General features: G+C 62.3%; 11 protein-coding genes, 1 tRNA gene and 1 pseudogene. 8 read left to right on the top strand and 5 right to left on the bottom strand.

All coding sequences use genetic code 11. From position 1 onward, the window contains the following. The first annotated feature begins 64 nt into the window (after positions 1 to 64). A tRNA-Lys gene (locus CMV14_RS13295) sits at positions 65 to 140 on the top strand. 440 nt (positions 141 to 580) lie between these two features. After that, positions 581 to 811, top strand: a complete 231-nt coding sequence (locus tag CMV14_RS13290) for a hypothetical protein (protein ID WP_139114835.1) — start codon at positions 581 to 583, stop codon at positions 809 to 811. Here CMV14_RS13290 and CMV14_RS13285 read toward each other — a convergent pair. After that, entirely contained in the window at positions 795 to 3,059 is a 2,265-nt protein-coding gene (locus CMV14_RS13285) for a hypothetical protein (protein ID WP_066970134.1), read from the bottom strand. The two genes, CMV14_RS13290 and CMV14_RS13285, sit on opposite strands and share 17 nt — an antisense overlap. Positions 3,060 to 3,196: 137 nt before the next feature. Between CMV14_RS13285 and CMV14_RS13280 the strand changes: the two genes are divergently transcribed. The 3 genes from CMV14_RS13280 to istB are packed head-to-tail and all read left to right on the top strand — an operon-like array spanning position 3,197 to position 6,290. Beyond that, positions 3,197 to 3,910 (top strand): sacsin N-terminal ATP-binding-like domain-containing protein, encoded by a 714-nt coding sequence (locus CMV14_RS13280; protein ID WP_141396761.1) that lies wholly within the window; start codon positions 3,197 to 3,199, stop codon positions 3,908 to 3,910. 47 nt (positions 3,911 to 3,957) lie between these two features. Continuing rightward, entirely contained in the window at positions 3,958 to 5,478 is a 1,521-nt protein-coding gene (istA, locus tag CMV14_RS13275) for an IS21 family transposase (RefSeq protein ID WP_096367681.1), read from the top strand. 11 nt (positions 5,479 to 5,489) lie between these two features. After that, positions 5,490 to 6,290: an IS21-like element helper ATPase IstB gene (gene istB, locus CMV14_RS13270; protein WP_066970386.1), complete on the top strand. Its 801-nt coding sequence runs from the start codon at positions 5,490 to 5,492 to the stop codon at positions 6,288 to 6,290. Positions 6,291 to 6,447: 157 nt separating this feature from the next. On the opposite strand, the pseudogene CMV14_RS13265 reads toward istB, so the two are convergent. Then, positions 6,448 to 6,804 (bottom strand): annotated as a pseudogene (locus tag CMV14_RS13265) (conjugal transfer protein TraG); the annotation flags it as partial. 578 nt (positions 6,805 to 7,382) lie between these two features. Here CMV14_RS13265 and CMV14_RS13260 point away from each other — a divergent pair. From CMV14_RS13260 to CMV14_RS13250, 3 genes are read left to right on the top strand one after another with little or no spacing between them, the layout of a single operon-like run. Continuing rightward, entirely contained in the window at positions 7,383 to 8,762 is a 1,380-nt protein-coding gene (locus CMV14_RS13260; protein WP_139114830.1) for a TRM11 family methyltransferase, read from the top strand. Positions 8,763 to 8,768: 6 nt separating this feature from the next. Further along, positions 8,769 to 11,288 carry a sensor histidine kinase gene (locus CMV14_RS13255; RefSeq protein ID WP_066970048.1) on the top strand — a complete coding sequence of 840 codons (2,520 nt, stop codon included), beginning with the start codon at positions 8,769 to 8,771 and terminating at the stop codon, positions 11,286 to 11,288. Positions 11,289 to 11,299: 11 nt separating this feature from the next. Further along, positions 11,300 to 13,087, top strand: coding sequence for a hypothetical protein (locus CMV14_RS13250; protein ID WP_139114831.1), 1,788 nt, complete (start codon positions 11,300 to 11,302; stop codon positions 13,085 to 13,087). Positions 13,088 to 13,360: 273 nt separating this feature from the next. Here CMV14_RS13250 and rlxS read toward each other — a convergent pair whose 3' ends face one another. The 3 genes from rlxS to CMV14_RS13240 all read right to left on the bottom strand — a co-directional run bounded on the left by rlxS (position 13,361) and on the right by CMV14_RS13240 (position 16,698). Beyond that, positions 13,361 to 15,343, bottom strand: a complete 1,983-nt coding sequence (gene rlxS, locus CMV14_RS13245; RefSeq protein WP_066970064.1) for a relaxase/mobilization nuclease RlxS — start codon at positions 15,341 to 15,343, stop codon at positions 13,361 to 13,363. Positions 15,344 to 15,831: 488 nt separating this feature from the next. Continuing rightward, positions 15,832 to 15,993: a hypothetical protein gene (locus CMV14_RS26775; protein WP_176489160.1), complete on the bottom strand. Its 162-nt coding sequence runs from the start codon at positions 15,991 to 15,993 to the stop codon at positions 15,832 to 15,834. 384 nt (positions 15,994 to 16,377) lie between these two features. Continuing rightward, the gene (locus tag CMV14_RS13240) at positions 16,378 to 16,698 is read right to left on the bottom strand and encodes a DUF736 domain-containing protein (protein ID WP_066970050.1); all 321 of its coding nucleotides are present in this window, start codon (positions 16,696 to 16,698) and stop codon (positions 16,378 to 16,380) included. Positions 16,699 to 16,840 lie beyond the last annotated feature (142 nt).

Here is a 16,840-nt window from a genome sequence, read left to right as displayed (position 1 = left end):
CCCCGGGGCGGGCTAATGGCGCGCCTCCACGACGGGAAGCACCATCTCCCATCCGCCGGAAAGTGGACGCATAGCTCAGTTGGTAGAGCAGCTGACTCTTAATCAGCGGGTCCCAGGTTCGAGCCCTGGTGCGTCCACCACTTTCCTCTTGAATTCCAACGAATTTCCAGAGAGCGGCGCAGGGCTGGAGCCTAGTTCTGAAAATTAGGCTCCATATAGGCTCCACCACGAATCTGCGACCAGCGTGGTGATTGCCGCCGCTTTTCAGATCCTGTGTCTTGGCTGCGTTGAGTACAGCATCCCGCAGCTCGGCTGAGAGCGCGATAGGCTAAGCACTGTAGCAGACGACGAACCGTTGCTGCTGCGGTTATCTCCTGAAGGGCTGGTCGGTAAATTCTCGCCAATTGACCCCTTCATCCAAACGGCCGCATTCAGCCCTCGGACAGCGTCAGCCGCTGGCGGGTCATACCTCTGCCGTCCGAGGCGCTTCCCGTGCCATCGCTCGCCCAGCCCCGCTGGCATGTCGTGCCGAAGCGCTGCCGCGGCGCAGAGCCTGCCGCCTGGGTTATCGAGGCTTGCGATGAGACATGCCATCGCCGTCTATCTGCCGACCTGGCCCACCGACCGCCTGCGGCGGCAGTGCGGAGCGCTGCCGTCTGACCAGCCTCTCGTCCTGAGTACCCGCCAGGCTGGCCGGCGGACCGTCTTCGCTGCCGACGCCGAGCCGCAGGCGCTGGGGCTCTGGCCCGGCATGCCACTCGCGCAGGCGCAAGCGATGGTGCCGCGGCTAGCTCTCAGGACAGCGCCTTAGCTATAGCTGCGATCTGATAGGGCTCATCCCAACGATCGATATGGCGAGCAAAGACGACGCATTCGGCAACAGCGTCCAACTCCTTCGATGCAACTTCTTCGACTGACTGCTTGAGGGCGGCACGATCGGCGTGATCATGAATGTAGAAGGCCACGCTCGCCTTGCGTTCAAGCGGCGGCTTGAGCGAAACGACGGCACCATCCTCCATGCCCGTAGTCTTCCGCCTAACTTTCTTGCGGGCGCGCTCAAGCATACGAGCGAGCCGCGCCTGCTCGTCCTGGTCAGCGGCATTGAGAAGGTGCATGCCGATGAGTGTCCATCCTGATGGTTGGCGCAGAGCCAAAGTGTCCAGAATAGACAGGAAATAGGTGCTGAGCCGTGGCCGCGGCTTCGAAATTAACTTTCCAGCGTCGCGGGCGTCATAATAGCGGTCAATCGCCTCGGACATGCCGGAAGGCACGAGACGCATATCCTGCGGCACGCCGCCCAGGTTGAAGCCGGTCTGGAGATAGAGGCCGAGAAAATCGAGCTCGTCACCAAAGAGTTCGAAGGCCCGCTGGAATGGCCCGCGCTCGGCCAGATAGTGGAGGAAGACCACCGGCCGATCGAGAATGTCGGCGACCGCAAGCAGGTCTGCGATGTTCATCATAGGCGCAAGCTCGTGATCCGCCGGTACCCAGCCGGCGTCGCGAAGCTCCTGCTCAGCGGACGCGAGCACCGAAAGATCGTCAAGCGAGACAGATAGGCGGATTATCCGCTCGATTTGGCCGGGCTCGTTGATGCCGGCCTCAGCAAGTGTCGCGAGCGCGTCGGACGATCCGGCCTGAGCTTGCCGCACAATCGCTTCGAGCCGGGCGGATTGAAGCGATGGCTCGACGACCATGTCGCGGACATGGCGTTTGACGCGATCAGGAGCGCCACGAAGCCCTTGCGGCGTCAGATGATTGGCCTTGGCTTCGGCGATCAGGAGCAGCTTGTCGGTTTGGGCAATGGCGTCGGTTTCGAAGCGCTGGCCGTTAAACGACCAGGTTACGCTCGAGCGAACGCTGGCCATCGGCAGCGCTGCGCTCAGCGCTTCGACCATTCTCCGCTCGAGATAAGCATTACGTGCCGTGTCCAGCGGTTCAAGCGCGCCCGCCTCGTCAGCAAGGCGGCGTAGAATAGCGTGAATATGGCTCATCACGATCTGCGGCATGGGTGCAAGGAAGCTGCCGCCAAGATCGATGAGGGGGGCGAGCCAGACCGGGTTGGCCAGAAACAGGAACTCAAGCTTTTGTCCGGCAAGCGATCCGGGCCGTAACGCAATCGCGCGCAACGTCTTCTCAACTCGCCCGGCATCGAGGCCAGTCAGCGCAGCTAGACTTGTTGCATCGAAGGTCGCGTTCTCGGGATGACGGAGGTCAGCATGCCCCATCAGCATAGCCAGCACCTGCTCGCGGCGTGCTTCTTTCGGGATGCGTTCAGCAAGTCCCTCTGCTGAGCCGGCGAGGTCGGGGAAGCCGGCATAGTAACGCTGCAGCATCTCCGGGATTGTCTTGGCGTTGGCCACCGGCCGCAGGGCACTGAACCACGCATTGGAGCGCCGCTCGATTTCAGCCACCATTGCGCGGGCGAGCTCGATCACGTCGCTCGCGGCAAAGCCGTGATGCGCGAGAAAGGCAGTATCCAGTGGCGAATAGATCTCGCGGGTGATCGAAACGACATCGCCGAAGTAGCCCCAGTTGCGCACCGCATGAGTGTGAAGCCGAATTCGCTCCTGTAGGGCCGCGATGGTGCGGGTCTGAATGTCGTCGATTTCCTTGCCGGCGACGATGCGCTGCGCGAGGAAGGCAAGTGAAAGCTCGGGTAACTCGTTAAAGACGCGGTCAATCGCGCGCGGTAGCGAGGGCGCTGCTGGCCATTCCTCATACGGTAGGGTCAGGAGCACGGCTTGAAGGAGCTCCACATGGTGCTGCTCGAGCTTGCTTGAGATCGGCGTTGTCGAGCCGTCCTCGCGTATGCCGCGCTGGAGGCCGTAATACGCGACAGAGGCGATAAGACCGGCAGGATCGTGGTCACGAAAGAGCTGCTGGAAGGCAGCGAACATCTTCGGCAGGCGCGCCACATGAGCCTCAGCCGCCTGCGACATCCGCTCACGGAACATGTCGCGATTGGTCGGCACCGGCAGCAGTTGGAAAACCGGCCCGGCGGATCGCCTGATCTGATGCGTCTTGCCGGGCTTCTTCCGGCGCCCCCTGCTTCTTGGCATTGGGCCAAACTAGCTCAAAAGCGAGCAAGATGAAGCCCCCGCTCCCACGTGTCGACCGCGCGAGCGAGAACCCGTTCATTCAGCTGCTTGGCGCTGGACCTAATGCTGTGAATCGGGGAGCATGGCGGCGGCTTTGAATGACCACCGTCACGGTGGGCCGATCGCGGCTGCGGCTGACGGAAGGGTGCAATTTGACAGTGGCAAGCATTTCAGCAGTCGGATTGGACGAGCCGCAGGTGGATTTGTATGAGCAGGGCCGCGAAGCCGCCCTGCTTATCTGGAACGATGATCCAGCAGCCGCTTCCATCGACGACCCCCGAGATCCTGAATTTTCGTCAGGCGTATTGGTTGGCCTGTCGCTCGCCATGGCGAGAGCGCCGGGGCTCATGCGCAAGGTCGTGCGCCATGCGGCGGCGGCCGCCGAAGATCTTAATGTCGAGGCATTCCAAGGCATCGTCGAAGTGCTGCAGAACGCTGACGACCTGAACGCGACAAATGTCCGCATCGCGCTGCGTGGCGGGAATGCCGAGCGCCAGCTTCTCATTGTCCACGATGGGAGCCCGGTGAGCTGTCATCACGTGCTAGCGATGACGCTGCCCTACCTCACCACCAAGTCGGACGATGCCGAGCAGAAGGGCCGGTTCGGCATCGGGCTCAAGACGCTGCGCCGCATCTCCACGCGCGTCGCCATCCACAGCGCCCCCTATCATTTCAGCGCGCAGGGGCTGGATGTGGTGGCCGAGCCGGTAGCAGAGCCGATCCCGTTCTTCTACGATCCCGCAGTCGACACGATGCTGGTGAGAACACCGGGAATAAAAGGGGCCACGGATCGGCCAGTCTCACCGGATTAAAAAGGGGCCAGTCCTGCTAGACCTCCGTTTTTGGGCGGAGGTGGAGGATGAAGAGAGTGGAGCTTTATCAGAAGGTCCGCCGCGCCGTGCTGATTGACGGGATGAGCCGTCGCGCTGCCGCCCGGTATTTTGGGATCAATCGCAAGACCGTCGACAAGATGCTGTGCTTTCCAGAGCCAGCAGCGCACGGCCGGAGCGGGCAAACCTACAGCCGCAAGCTGTCCGGATTTACCGACATCATTGACCAAATCCTGGTGGATGACCGCAAGGTTCACATCAAACAGCGACACACTGCCGCGCGTATTTTCGAGCGTCTGCGCGATGAACATGGCTTCACCGGCGGCATCACCATTGTTCGCGACTATGTGGCGGGCGCCAAGTTGCGCAGCCGCGAGGTGTTCATACCATTGAGCCACAAGCCGGGGCATGCGCAGGTGGATTTTGGTGAGGCGGACGGGATCATCGACGGCAAGTTGGTGCGGTTCCACTATTTCTGCATGGACCTGCCGCACAGCGATGCGCCGTTCGTTAAAGCCTATCCTGCCGAGGTGGCTGAGGCATTTTGCGAAGGGCACGTGGCGGCCTTTGCCTTCTTCGGCGGCATCCCGCAGTCGATCCTGTATGACAACACCAAGCTGGCAGTGGCGCAGATCCTGGGCGACGGGAAGCGCGAGCGCAGCCGGATGTTCTCGACCCTCCAGAGCCATTACCTGTTCGAAGACAAATTCGGGCGCCCCGGCAAGGGTAACGACAAGGGCAAGGTCGAGGGGCTGGTCGGTTATTCCCGGCGCCACTTCATGGTGCCGAGGCCAGAGGCGCCCAGCTTTGATGCGCTGAACGCGCGCTTTGTCGAACAATGCATGGAGCGACGACAGGCCATCTTGCGCGGGCATGAGCGCAGCATCGGTGACAGGCTGGTGGCTGATCTGGCGGCCTTTATGCCGCTACCGGCGGTGCCGTTCGATCCCTGCCATATGGTGACGGGGCGGGCCTCGTCGATGTCGCTGGTGCGCTATCGTACCAATGATTATTCGGTGCCGACGGCCTATGCCCACCAGGAGGTCGTAATCAAAGGCTATGTCGATCGGGTTGCGATCATCTGTGGCGGGGAGCTGATCGCAGTGCATCCGCGCAGCTATGAGCGGGAGGACTTCATTGCCAACCCGCTGCACTATCTGGCGCTGTTAGAACAGAAACCCCGCGCGCTTGATCAGGCAGCGCCGCTCGATGGCTGGGTGCTGGCTGAACCGATGCATCGCATCCGACGACTGATGGAGGCGCGCAGCGGCAAAGAGGGACGGCGCGAGTTCATCCAGGTGCTGCGGCTATGCGAACGCTTCGAGCAGTCCCTGGTGGAATGGGCAGTGGCCCGCGCGCTGGAGATGGGGGCAATCAGCTTCGATGCGATCAAGATGATCGCGCTGGCCCGCCTCGAACAGCGTGTGCCGCGCCTCGATCTGCAATTTTACCCGCATTTGCCGCGCGCGAATGTCGGGCGTACCGATCCGCGCACCTACATGGGCCTGCTCTCGCAGGCAGGCACTCCAGCGACGGGAGTGGCAGCATGAGTGATCCCATGATGCCGCTGCCAGCCATCGAGGCCGAACCCACCAGCGTGCCGCCCGCTGTACTACTGGCCAACCATCTCAAAGCGCTCAAGCTGCCCACCTTTGTGCGCGAGTATGAGAAGGTCGCCTTCGAGGCCGCGCAGGATCGGGCCGATTACCCCCGCTATCTGCTGCGCCTGTGCGAACTTGAACGGATTGATCGCGAGCGCCGGATGGTGGAGCGCCGTATCCGCATGGCTCGCTTCCCGCACACCAAGAGCTTTGACACCTTCGACTTTGCAGCCCAGCCATCACTGAACAAGGCCTTGGTTCTGGAACTGGCGCGCGGTGAATGGATCGAGCGGCGGCGTAATGTCATTGCGCTGGGCCCCAGCGGCACCGGTAAGACCCACACCGCCCTCGCGCTAGGACTGGCTGCGTGCCAGAAAGGGCACAGCGTGGCCTTCACAACGGCCGCGGCGTTGGTCCATGACCTGATGGAGGCTCGCGACGAGCGTCGCTTGCGCAGCCTGCAAAAGCATCTGGCATCTGTAAAGCTGCTGATCCTCGACGAGTTGGGATATGTACCATTCACCGCCGTGGGCGGCGAGTTGCTGTTCGAGGTACTCAGCCAGCGCTATGAACGCGGCAGCACGCTGATCACCAGCAATCTGCCCTTCGATGAATGGACATCGGTGTTCGGCTCCGAACGCCTGACCGGCGCCCTGCTCGACCGGCTGACACACCACGTCCACATTCTCGAGATGAATGGTGACAGCTTCCGTCTCGCCAGCAGCCGCAAGCGCCAGAAGGACAAGGGGGAGGATAAATGACCTAAGAACGGGCGGCCATCGGCAGCGGGAAATCGGCTTCCGCTCCGCTCCAGCCGCTTCCCCGCTGCCGATGCTGCCCAGCCTCAACCTTGGGGCTTTTTGTTCAAACCAACTGGCCCCATTTTAAACCGGTGCCTGGCCCGTTTTTATCCCGGCGTTGACACTCGCGCGTGCTCGCCCAGCGCGCCGAGCCGTAGGTGGTGACCTGGCCGCTCTGGCGCGCGCGCCAGAGCGAGCCGAAGATGGCGGTGGCGCAGCCGAGAAGGCCGCTGGCGGCAGCCAGGCTGCCAGCCTTGTCGAAGACCTCAGGCGCGTAGGCGTCATAGTGGAACCACCAGATGAACAGCGCCCAGGGGCGGTAGACCGGGTAGTCGCCCAGCCAGAACCAGGGCGAGCCGAGCTGCGGCTGATAGGCGAGCATCGCCGCGCACCACTGCGTCGCCGCCCACAGGCCGACGAACATCACAGCGAGCACGACGAGGATCTGGCCGATCAGCAGCTTGGTGGGGGTCACAGCGAGGCTCCCGGAACCGGGCGAGCTGCCCGGGTCCCAAGACTCGCATCAGACGGCGCGTGGCTTAATCGGCAGCCCGCCGACGCTGGCTACCTGTCGGCCGATATGCAGCACCAGGGAAGATGATCTGCATCGCGCGCCACTGCCGGCGGCTAATCGCCCAGCTGGCGGGTGCCATCATGCCGCAGCATTGCTGCCAGCCTCTCGCCAACGTCGATCACTGAATTTTTGGAAAGGCGGCCCGAAAGCTGTCGTTTGTCGACCGTGCGATGTCACCGCAATGCGGTGGCGCTACTGCGTGAGTAGCGCGCTGATCTATGGCGTCCGCGGCGCTGGCTATGCTTTGATGACCTATCGCGGCCGTCAGCGAGCAGTGAGCCAGGGTAGCTGTCGCCAGTCATCGCGGGATGGTTGCGCGCTGGCATGCGGAAATGGAACCATCCAAAGGTCGTTGCCGTCGACGCGCGCAATTGTTAGGTTATGCTCGGCTTGGCCGGGGGGTGAGGACGAAAATGGCTTCCTGATCAACGCCATATCGTCGGGCATTCCGACATGTTGGTGCGGGAGCGATGGCGAGAATGAGATCAACGGCCGCCAAATCGTCCCCGCCGGAAGCAAGCACAGCGCTCACTGCTGTCGACGACGTGTTGGTTCGAGCGTTGGCCCGGCATCGCGACGATCCCGACTTTTGGTCGCTCAAGACCCGCGATCGTACCGACAGCGCACATTGCGTCTTCCAGTACCCAGCGATGATGGTACCGCTGGTGCAGCGCCGGCTGCTGGCGGCGGTCATCGAGGCTCAGCCGAACATAAAGTCTCTATATGATCCATTTGTTGGATCGGGGACCTCGCTCGTTAGCGGTATGCATTTCGCGCTCAACGTCTACGGCACTGATATCAACCCGCTGGCGGTCCTGATCAGCCGTGTGCGTACCGCGCGAAAGGTCGAGTTCACAATCGGCGCAATCGGCGCCGACGTTGTCAAGCGCGCTCGTGCTGATCGTAGGTCCGGGATCGACACCACGCTTTCCAACCGAGATAAATGGTTCAAGCCTGAGGTGCTGACGGAACTGTCTCGATTGCGGCGCTCGATCCGCGCTTGCGAGGATCTCTGGGTAAGACGCTTCCTTTGGGTGACCTTAGCCGAGACAGTCCGCCTCACCAGCAACGATCGGACGTCGACCTACAAATTGCATGCGCGCCCCGTTGAGGAGATCGAGGCGCGGAACGTCTCTCCGATAGACGTATTCGCCGATCTCGTATCACGCAACGCCGACAGCTTCGCGTTCTTTCGGAAGAAGCTCAGGGACGCGGGCGCCATAAGCAACGCGCGCTATCGTGGGGCCGCTGAGATTGCGCTCGCCGACACCAGGGAGAGCAAGACCTATTGGGCGGACGTGGCACCATTCGACCTCATGATGACCTCACCGCCCTATGGCGACAATCAAACTACGGTCACTTACGGCCAACATTCCTATCTGCCACTCAATTGGATCGACCTCGCGGACATCGACCCCAACGTTGACGCTGAAATGCTACGGACCACCCTGGAGATAGATCGGCGTAGTCTAGGCGGGCGCGATCCTGTCTCGGAAGAGGAGGAGGAGCAGTTATTTGCAGGGAGCCCGACGCTCAAGAATTTCGTTGCGGCACTTCCTGCGCGCCCTATCGATGGCCGCCTCCGCTTAGTACGCTTTTATCGTGACTTTCGGGCCAGTTTGGAGACAATGATCGCGCAAGTGCGTCAGAACAGCTACATGATCTGGACCGTTGGCAACCGAAGTATTGCAGGCAAGCAGGTGCCCACCGACGCGGTGTTGAGCGAGCTGATGGAGGACGCGAAGTGCGCCACGGTGACGATGCTGACGCGGCGCATTCATCACAAGCGCATGCCTGATCGGAACGCGAGTTCGGCGACGATGCGCGAGGAGAAGATCCTGCTACTGCGGAAGCTCTGAGCAGGCATGGTCACATCTCCGCACTTCGATATCAGCGCCGCCGTCGTCCGCCAGCTCGGGGATGAACTCGTTTCGGACGAGGTGACGGCGCTCGTCGAGCTGGTGAAGAACGCCTACGACGCTGACGCCGATTTCGCGCATGTGGTCGTGAACACTGCGGACACCCCAGGTCAATCCGACTTCCCCGACGAGCTTGGCTTCATCTCGATCGAAGACAATGGCGTCGGCATGGATCGTGATGACATAGACAGAGGGTGGCTGGTGATCTCGCTGTCAGGCAAGCGAGAGATGAAGGCGAAGGGGGCAACGACCCCCAGGGGCCGTACGCCATTGGGCGACAAGGGGTTAGGACGATTAAGTACTCAGAAACTTGGCTCGCGGCTGGAAATGGACACGCGCAAGGGCGAAGGCGACACCCTCCACGTCGCGTTCAGCTGGGACGCCTTCACTGAGGATAAGAGTCTCAGCGCCGTGCCAGTGACGGTGCGAAATGCTGATCAGCCACGGCTGAAAGGTACGCGGCTTCTGATCACTGGTTTGCGCAATCCAGATGTCTGGCGGGGGGCGACGGTAGAGCAGCTCGCGAACGATCTGGCGCAGATAATCTCGCCCTATGAGAAGGCGCGAACCTTCCTCGTCACGTTGACGATCGATGGGAAGGTCATCGACCTCGGGCAGATTTCGGAGCGCGTCCGCCGTGCGGCAGTTGGCAGGTTCGTCATTGATTTCAAAGCGGGTGATCTTCACCTTGGTGGCAAGATGCGGCTGGCGAAGCTGCGTGGGAACCAACGTGACGAGGAGCTTGAGTTCTTCGAGAACGTAGTCGTACCATCCAATGGCAAGGATTTTTACGAGTATCTCAAGTCTCGCAACCCGCCAGTCGCCATGCGGCTAAGCGCCGATTCAGCCTATTTCATCGAGTTCGACCATACTGTCGGACTAGAAAACCTTGGTTCGATTGAGCGCATTGCCAATCCAAACGCGCAAGCTGATGGGGCAGCTGCAGACGAGAGACCGGAGCCGCATCTCATCCCGGCCGACCCAGGGCCCTTCCACGCTGAGGTCGACGAGTTTCTCCTTCGAAGCGACGAGAGCGCGCTGCGGTTGAGCGGCCTGTCTGCTTCCTCCGAAATCCAGCGAGTCGTGAAACGGCACGCAGGGATTAAGGTCTTCCGCGATGGTTTCGCGGTGAAGCCATATGGCATCAACGGAGAGGACTGGCTAAGGCTCGGGGCTCAACAGACCAGCGCGAGCTCCTGGTACGGGCTACGCCCACACAATGTACTCGGCTTCGTTGCGATCTCCGAGGCGAGAAACCCGCACCTCAAGGATAAGACCGACCGCGAAGGCTTCGTCAGCAACCCCTACTCGCAGAATTTCCGCCGACTGATGGTACACTCGACCGAGATGATCGGTCAGTTCTACGAGTGGATTCGGCGCAATTACACAAAATATCGTGAGGAGCGCCTCGCGAACGGGGTCGCATTCGAGGGCGCCGAGCGCACGATAACGTCCGCGCGCCAAGTGGCGCGGACGTTGAAAAGCTACGCCGAGCGTTCGAAGGCGATCGACAGTGCAGCGGCGGAGGTCCAGCGGAAGGTCGAGACACTGAGCGCGAGGATCACCGCCGAGCCGCTATTATCGACTACTGACGAGCGGCGCCTCGTCTCGTTGCTGGAAGCCGCGAACGACGCATTACGCTCGTCTCGATCAATTTTCGCGGAGCTAGAGGCACACGCCGCTGACGCCGAGAAGCTGGCGTCCGTGGTCGCGGCGCTCTCGCCTCGGCTTGAGATTGTCAACTCGCAGCTTCAGGACTTCTCCGAGTTGGCTGGGCTTGGCTTGATCGCCGAGTCCCTTTCTCACGAAGTCCACAACCAGACTGATCGCCTAACTCAGCGTGCCAGAGCGGCCAGTGACGAGGCACGGCGAGATGGCAACCAGGGTGCCAAGCTCGCGCGGTTCGCGAACGAGGTGCTCTCGACGGCATCTGCACTTAGACGGCAGATCGCGCATCTTGGCCCGGCATTGCGCTTCCAGCGTGACCGCATCGAGCGCTTCCCTGTCGCGGATCTCATGCGCGACACTAAGGTCCATTTCGAGGAACGTTGGCGGCACGACGCGATTCAAATCGAAGTCGACATCATCAGCGATTTCGAGGTCGAGACCAATCGTGGACGACTGCTGCAGGTGTTCGACAATCTCTTGCTGAACTCGGAGTACTGGCTCAAACAGGCCGGGCAGAATGGACGTCGTGGCCGCCCCAGTGTCCATATCGAAATCGAGCGTCCATTTGTGCGCGTTTCTGATAACGGGCCGGGCGTCGCCCCCTCGGTTGAGTCCAACCTCTTTGAGCCGTTCGTGACCCTGAAACCGAAGTCGACCGGGCGCGGGCTCGGGCTCTTCATCACGTCGCAGGTCCTCGCCTCCATGGGCAGTTCGATCAATTTGCTGCACGCTCGTAACGCGAATGGACGTCGCCACGTGTTCGAGATCGACCTGTCAGGGGTGGCAAGGAGCGGTTGAAGGGGGAGGCCATGCTACTGCCGATCGAGCCTCAGGAGGCTGGCGTGCCTGTCGACGCGCCGGCGGCCAAGCCTGCAGCGCCGCGTCCGGGACTTACGGATTTGTTCACGCGCTTGCGTATCAAACGCGTCGTGTTCGTCGATGATATGGTCGAGCCAGTGGCGGATGCCGCGAATGTCATCGACACTCTGACGCGGCGTGAGGACGCGCGGCAACTGCTCGAGAGTTTGTTCCCCGTAGCCGTACTCGCTAACGATAACGAGGCGCGCTTCGATCAGCTTACCGCTCTACTTGGAGATATGGACGCCGCCGAGCTTGAGGCAGTTACCACGATTCTTAGCGAATTCACCGAGGAGGAAGGCGCGCGAGACATTTTGCAGTTGCGGCGAAACATTCCCGAGCAAGTCGATCTCAAGATTCTCACGCCAGCCGAATGGCACGCCCAACAGCAAGAGATAATCGAGCAATGCCGCGAGGACGCTCGAACTCTGTTCCTCTTCGATCAAGAGCTAAATGGTGATCCGCAGGTCCTCGGCTTTGCAACCGGCGCAGACATCATCAAGGGCTTAGCGCAATCGGAGCCGGTGGGGTTCGGCACGCGCTGGTTCTGCGGTATGCTCTCGCATACGCTGAACTCGGGTGACGAGATCTCGAGCTGGCGCCAGCTCGCCGAAGATAACGCGATTGCACTCAAATTCTTCATGCCCATCGCCAAACAATCACTTAGCGATGGTGATCGCTTCTACGGCGCGGTCTATCGAACGCTGATCAACACCTATTGTGAGACCATGAAGACTCTCGCGAAGGACGGTCTTCGTGAGGCGCTCGACGCCGCACTCAAGCGGTTCGACGATATCGACCCGCTCGCGTTCGAGCACATCATCGTCAATTCTTCCGAGGAGGAGGGCGTCTCCGAGCTTGAGACGCTACTTCGGCTCTACGCGATCGTCCATAAGGACGAGGCGAAGCGCGTGATCCTGCGCGAGGCCGAGTTCTTGAAGTTCGCAGACGCCGCGACAGGCGTGAAGGCTGTCGCTGACATCTCGCGAGAGCTCACGGCCGAGACACAGGCCCATCTCAACCTATTGAGAGCGCAGGAGCTCCATGATGGCCCTGAGCTTGTGAACGGTTATAATGATCCGCTCCGCAACGGCGATGTCTTCGAGATCGGCGAAGGCAACGATTTGGGATTGTTCGTACTCATCGCTCAGCCGTGCGATATCATGGTGCGTCCAGGCGGAAAGCGCGTGCGGGAGAATAACTTCAAGGTCGCGGTGATCTGTCCACTGACCTTGGATCCTGCGGAAGTGGAAGCCGAGCCCCCGCACCTAAAGCACTTTATCCCGAACTTCGGTGACAAGGGCGACGTAACCGCCGCGGTCCTTTTCAAGCGAGGCACAGTCGTAAACCTTAATGTGCTGGATCTTACGGTGCTGGACAAGAATGGTCGCTGCGACATCACCCCCGCCGAGCTGAAAAAGGAACCAAAGCGATTTCCGACGCGCGCATGGGAAGATCGTTGCGCTGAGCTTGCTAAACACTTTGGCAAAGTGGCCGGTGAGATCGAGGACGCGCGCAAGAAGCACGGTGACGAGGTCGCCGACCTAATTGCTAAAGCCACAGTACCACGCGTAGGTCTGTCCAACGCTTTGAAGGGGCACGGCTCCTATGTGGCCGGCGCCTTCCATTATCCCATAAAGCGAATCGGGCGCATTAGAGATCCTGGTGCAGCCTCGCTCCTCGCGGCGTTCGGGCGTTTCCTTTCCCGAGACGCGCTGGAGCATGACTTCGCCCGGTGAACCTGACACGCCCCGCTGGCCGAATGTGAGCCGCCATCTCGGCTAGCGGTCGCACCGGATAGCGGGTCCGGTGCCAAGCGCGCAATCCACAGCAAGGTCTGCTTCTAGCGCTAGATTGGGGACAAGCAGGCACTTCGCGCCCAGCGCTTGCGCCCTTCAGGTCGGAAGCTGCGGTCGCCTGCTTGTGCGCCGGCCGGGTCGAACCACCATGTGTGACCAGGGTCTACTTCCAGGCGTGGATATAACAACGTGACTGATCCGCTGTCGGCTATCTCAGGAAATGCTGGGCCCGCTCCGCTGACGCCCGACGGCCCAGCTAATCCTGCCCTCACGCACGATCCCAGACACGCTCTTGCCAATATTGCGTTCGAGCACGGGTGACCATGGCACGAGCGTGAATTCGCGAGACCTTTCAATCAAAGCGAGCCTTCTGCTGATCGCATCGATCGGCCGGCGATACACACCCGCCACCCGCTCGCCAGAGGCAGGTTCGGCGAATGGCATTCCCATCTCGCGTGAAAGCTGGGCGCCGATCCGCAGCAGCTCGCGCCGCTGGAGCGCCGCGATCATGTCCGGACGGCCGGTAATCTCGCCGCCCACCTCCTCCGCAAACCCTTGCACTACCAGCCACTGGCGCCGTCGGGCCTGCGCCTTGCGCACATCATGGCCGAAACCTGCGTCGCGTAGCGGCTCGGGAGTGCCGGCAGCCAGCTCTCGGTCGAGCCAAGTCGCGGCCTCGGCGTCGATCAGCTTCTCCAGCGGTTGGGAGGACAGGACATCAACGGACACCGGTCGCTCCTTCGCACGCGTTGCCTCATAGGCCGCAACGCGGTCAAGATGATCGGGCGCGATGATCCAGCTGCCATCCGGCTCGCGCGCGACGCTTCGCATGAGACGCCGCATCGCCTCGAGCCGGCGCACGTGCGTCTCGGCAAACGCCTCGGCGGCGGTCGGGTCGTGACGCAGATGCGCGTCGATCGTGTAGCGCCCGCCATTCGCAGCCGCGACCTTGGCGATCGTCCGATCAGCCTCACGAATACTGGCCACCGTGGGCGCGGTACGCACGATCGCACCGGCAGCCTGAGCGTCCACATGCTCGCCCCTGCCGATATCAACATAATGGCTGCGCCCATCCGTCGCCTCGATAATGAGATAATGGCGCTCGTTCAGTTCGTCCGACAGGCCCCGCTCCACGATGCGGCCGACAAGCGACCGTGCGTTGGCTGCGGTCGGATCATAGATGGCCAGATCGGCGAGCGGTGGCGTGGTCCCGCGCTCAGCATAGGCGCGCTGCATGGTGCGGATGATGTCGCCGCGCTCGCCCAGACGGCGTAGCGTATCGGCAAGATCGGGTGCGAGCCGCCACTGCATGCGAGCAACAGGCGCGGCGAGCCCCAGCTGCTCCAGCTTCCTCAGCCGTCCGGTCCGGAGGCTCTGCTCGAACGCGTCGCGTCCGGTGCCACTCACCAAGCCATCACCGTCTATGCTCCGGACCAGCCTGCGGTCGATGCTGGTCAGCCGGTCCTGCTCGACCTCGGCGTGCAGGCGCTGCTCGATCGCCGCATCGCTGCGCGGCCCCAAGTCGAGATCGACCAGCTCGCAGGCACGCTCGCGCATGCCGTGCGTGATGTAGTCGCGCGCGATGATCAGATCCCTGCCCTGATCGTCCCTGCCACGCACGATGATGTGGGTGTGCGGATGCCCGGTGTTGAAATGGTCGACCGCCACCCAGTCGAGCCTAGTGCCGAGATCCTCCTCCATGCGTGCCATCAGCCGGCGCGTGAGCGGCTTCAGGTCTTCATACTCGCTGCCGTCCTCGGGCGAGACGATGAAGCGGAACTGATGGCGATCGCCCTGGCAGCGGTCGAGGTAGGCCTTGCCGTCTGCCTTGTCGGCCTCGGCGCCATAAAGCTGGCCGCGCTCGCCGTCGCGGGTCGTGCCGTCGCGCTGGACGTAGCGGAGATGGGCACGTGCGCCGTCCGGCCCCTTGCCCGCGAGTCCCACGATGCGCGACTTGATGATGACGCGGCGCCGGCGGAACGCGGCAAAGCGGTCGCGGGCGGAGAGCACCCGCCCAACCCCTGCCCCGCGCCCAGTCCGGCTGCCGGTGAAACCGCGCGTCTTCGCCGCCGAGCGTCCCCCACCGCGCGCCAAATTGGCGGCAGCAAGCACGCGGTGCAGGAACTTCCGCGGAGGCTTTGCCTGCTTCGCGCGCATGCGGCCAAGATGCGGCTCGAACTCGTCCTGTGACGCCATGATGCTGCGGCTCCGTATGACGAAGGCTGAAAACATGCGACGGCGCGGAGCATATGAAAACCGGTGCCACCCAAGCCCCTATAACTGAACCATTTCTTGGGCGACTGGCACCGTCGCCACCCTCATGGCACCGTTCACGCCCACAGGAAAAATGATGTGCAGACAATTGCTTGCGGCACGCCGGCGTCAGCGGCGGTGCCGTAGCTTTTCAATCTTGCCTTACAAATTCCAGCTGCCCGGCCGCTCCATCTGTCTCCATCGCTGCCACAGTCCACCCGCTTCCCCGCTGGTGACGCGCCGCCGGAAAGAGCCAGCCGGTGCCTGTTCGAGCCTCATTCGAGCAGCGCTCAGGGGCCGCAAACTGCAATCGTGGACGCCCTAAAGCGCGACCATAAAGCCGGATAGCGCAGCGCGGCGCGCCACCAGTTTCGACATGAAAGATGGCCCGGAGCACGCCTTCGCGGCACCGCTCCGGGCCTGCTTCAACCTCAATCCGGCAGCCCAAACATGGTCGCAATCCGGGCCTCGATGCGCGCGCGTTCGGCCAATGCGGCCTGCAATTCCGCGCTGATCTGGCTGATTTCCTGACGGTCGGTGCATGCCGCCAGTTCCGCGCGCAGCTCCTCGATCCGTTGCTCGATGCACATCATCGCCTCCATCTCTTCGCGAAAGACGCAAGGCGACGCCCGGGGCGGAGCGGGCCGGGTCAAGGAGCGCGGGGCATGGGCCCCGCGACCGCGCGAGCGGCGACGGGGGCAACGATTTTTCCGGCGCGGCACGCCGGCAGATGCGTTCGCCGCAGCGATCAGACGCCGGAAAAATGGTGGGGCCCCGTCGTCCTTGAGGCGGCCCGCTCCGTCTCGGATGATGAGCACCTGCTGAGCAGAGCCCCTCCCCGCCTGACGCAGATTGCACCTGACTCGCGCGACGGCCCGAGCTTCTCCGCGCCCGGATTGTCGGCGCTGACCGGCCGGGTTGGCGGTCACCCGAAGGCGTTTGGCCCCGCACCGCTCGGGTACGGGGCCACGCCAGGATCACTCGCCGGGGTTCCAGATGATGGCGAAGACATCGTCATCGTCCTGGCCGGCGGCGCGCCCGAGATTGGCGTAGAGGGTGCGGCTCCCAAGCTCGGGTGCCGACATCGCGAGGCGGATATATTCGCGTCCTGAGACCTCGCCGGTGCGAATCCAGCCGCCACCGAGCTCGACGCCCGAGGCCAAGATGCGGTAGTCGGGTTGCTCACCCGTCTTGCTGCGGTTGGGCACGATCTCGATGTCGGCGCGCACCGAAAGCGTGCGGATCGAACCCTTGAAGCTGCCGTCCGACTGACGCTGCACATGACCGATTGCGGGCATTGTCTCACTCCTTCATCTGCTCGCCCGAACCGCTTCCGGGCGATGGGCAGAGCTTCAGGGACGGCCTCAGAGGGCCCGGCGAACCGCACGGCCGGAGCGCCAAGCGGAGGACCGGAGCGGCCGGGCTGATTTGGAGCGAAGC

Source organism: Rhizorhabdus dicambivorans (genome assembly GCF_002355275.1).
In the GTDB taxonomy this organism is placed as follows: Bacteria; Pseudomonadota; Alphaproteobacteria; order Sphingomonadales; family Sphingomonadaceae; genus Rhizorhabdus; species Rhizorhabdus dicambivorans.
The sequence above is the reverse complement of the archived record's forward strand: the minus strand, read 5'-3'. Positions and strand labels throughout refer to the sequence as shown.

Excerpts from the sequence above, each read along its gene's own strand:
- CMV14_RS13290 (WP_139114835.1), top strand. The coding sequence starts at position 581 with ATGAGACATGCCATCGCCGTCTATCTGCCGACCTGGCCCACCGACCGC.
- CMV14_RS13285 (WP_066970134.1), bottom strand. The coding sequence starts at position 3,059 with ATGCCAAGAAGCAGGGGGCGCCGGAAGAAGCCCGGCAAGACGCATCAG.
- CMV14_RS13280 (WP_141396761.1), top strand. The coding sequence starts at position 3,197 with ATGACCACCGTCACGGTGGGCCGATCGCGGCTGCGGCTGACGGAAGGG.
- istA (WP_096367681.1), top strand. The coding sequence starts at position 3,958 with ATGAAGAGAGTGGAGCTTTATCAGAAGGTCCGCCGCGCCGTGCTGATT.
- istB (WP_066970386.1), top strand. The coding sequence starts at position 5,490 with ATGCCGCTGCCAGCCATCGAGGCCGAACCCACCAGCGTGCCGCCCGCT.
- CMV14_RS13260 (WP_139114830.1), top strand. The coding sequence starts at position 7,383 with ATGAGATCAACGGCCGCCAAATCGTCCCCGCCGGAAGCAAGCACAGCG.
- CMV14_RS13255 (WP_066970048.1), top strand. The coding sequence starts at position 8,769 with ATGGTCACATCTCCGCACTTCGATATCAGCGCCGCCGTCGTCCGCCAG.
- CMV14_RS13250 (WP_139114831.1), top strand. The coding sequence starts at position 11,300 with ATGCTACTGCCGATCGAGCCTCAGGAGGCTGGCGTGCCTGTCGACGCG.
- rlxS (WP_066970064.1), bottom strand. The coding sequence starts at position 15,343 with ATGGCGTCACAGGACGAGTTCGAGCCGCATCTTGGCCGCATGCGCGCG.
- CMV14_RS26775 (WP_176489160.1), bottom strand. The coding sequence starts at position 15,993 with ATGATGTGCATCGAGCAACGGATCGAGGAGCTGCGCGCGGAACTGGCG.
- CMV14_RS13240 (WP_066970050.1), bottom strand. The coding sequence starts at position 16,698 with ATGCCCGCAATCGGTCATGTGCAGCGTCAGTCGGACGGCAGCTTCAAG.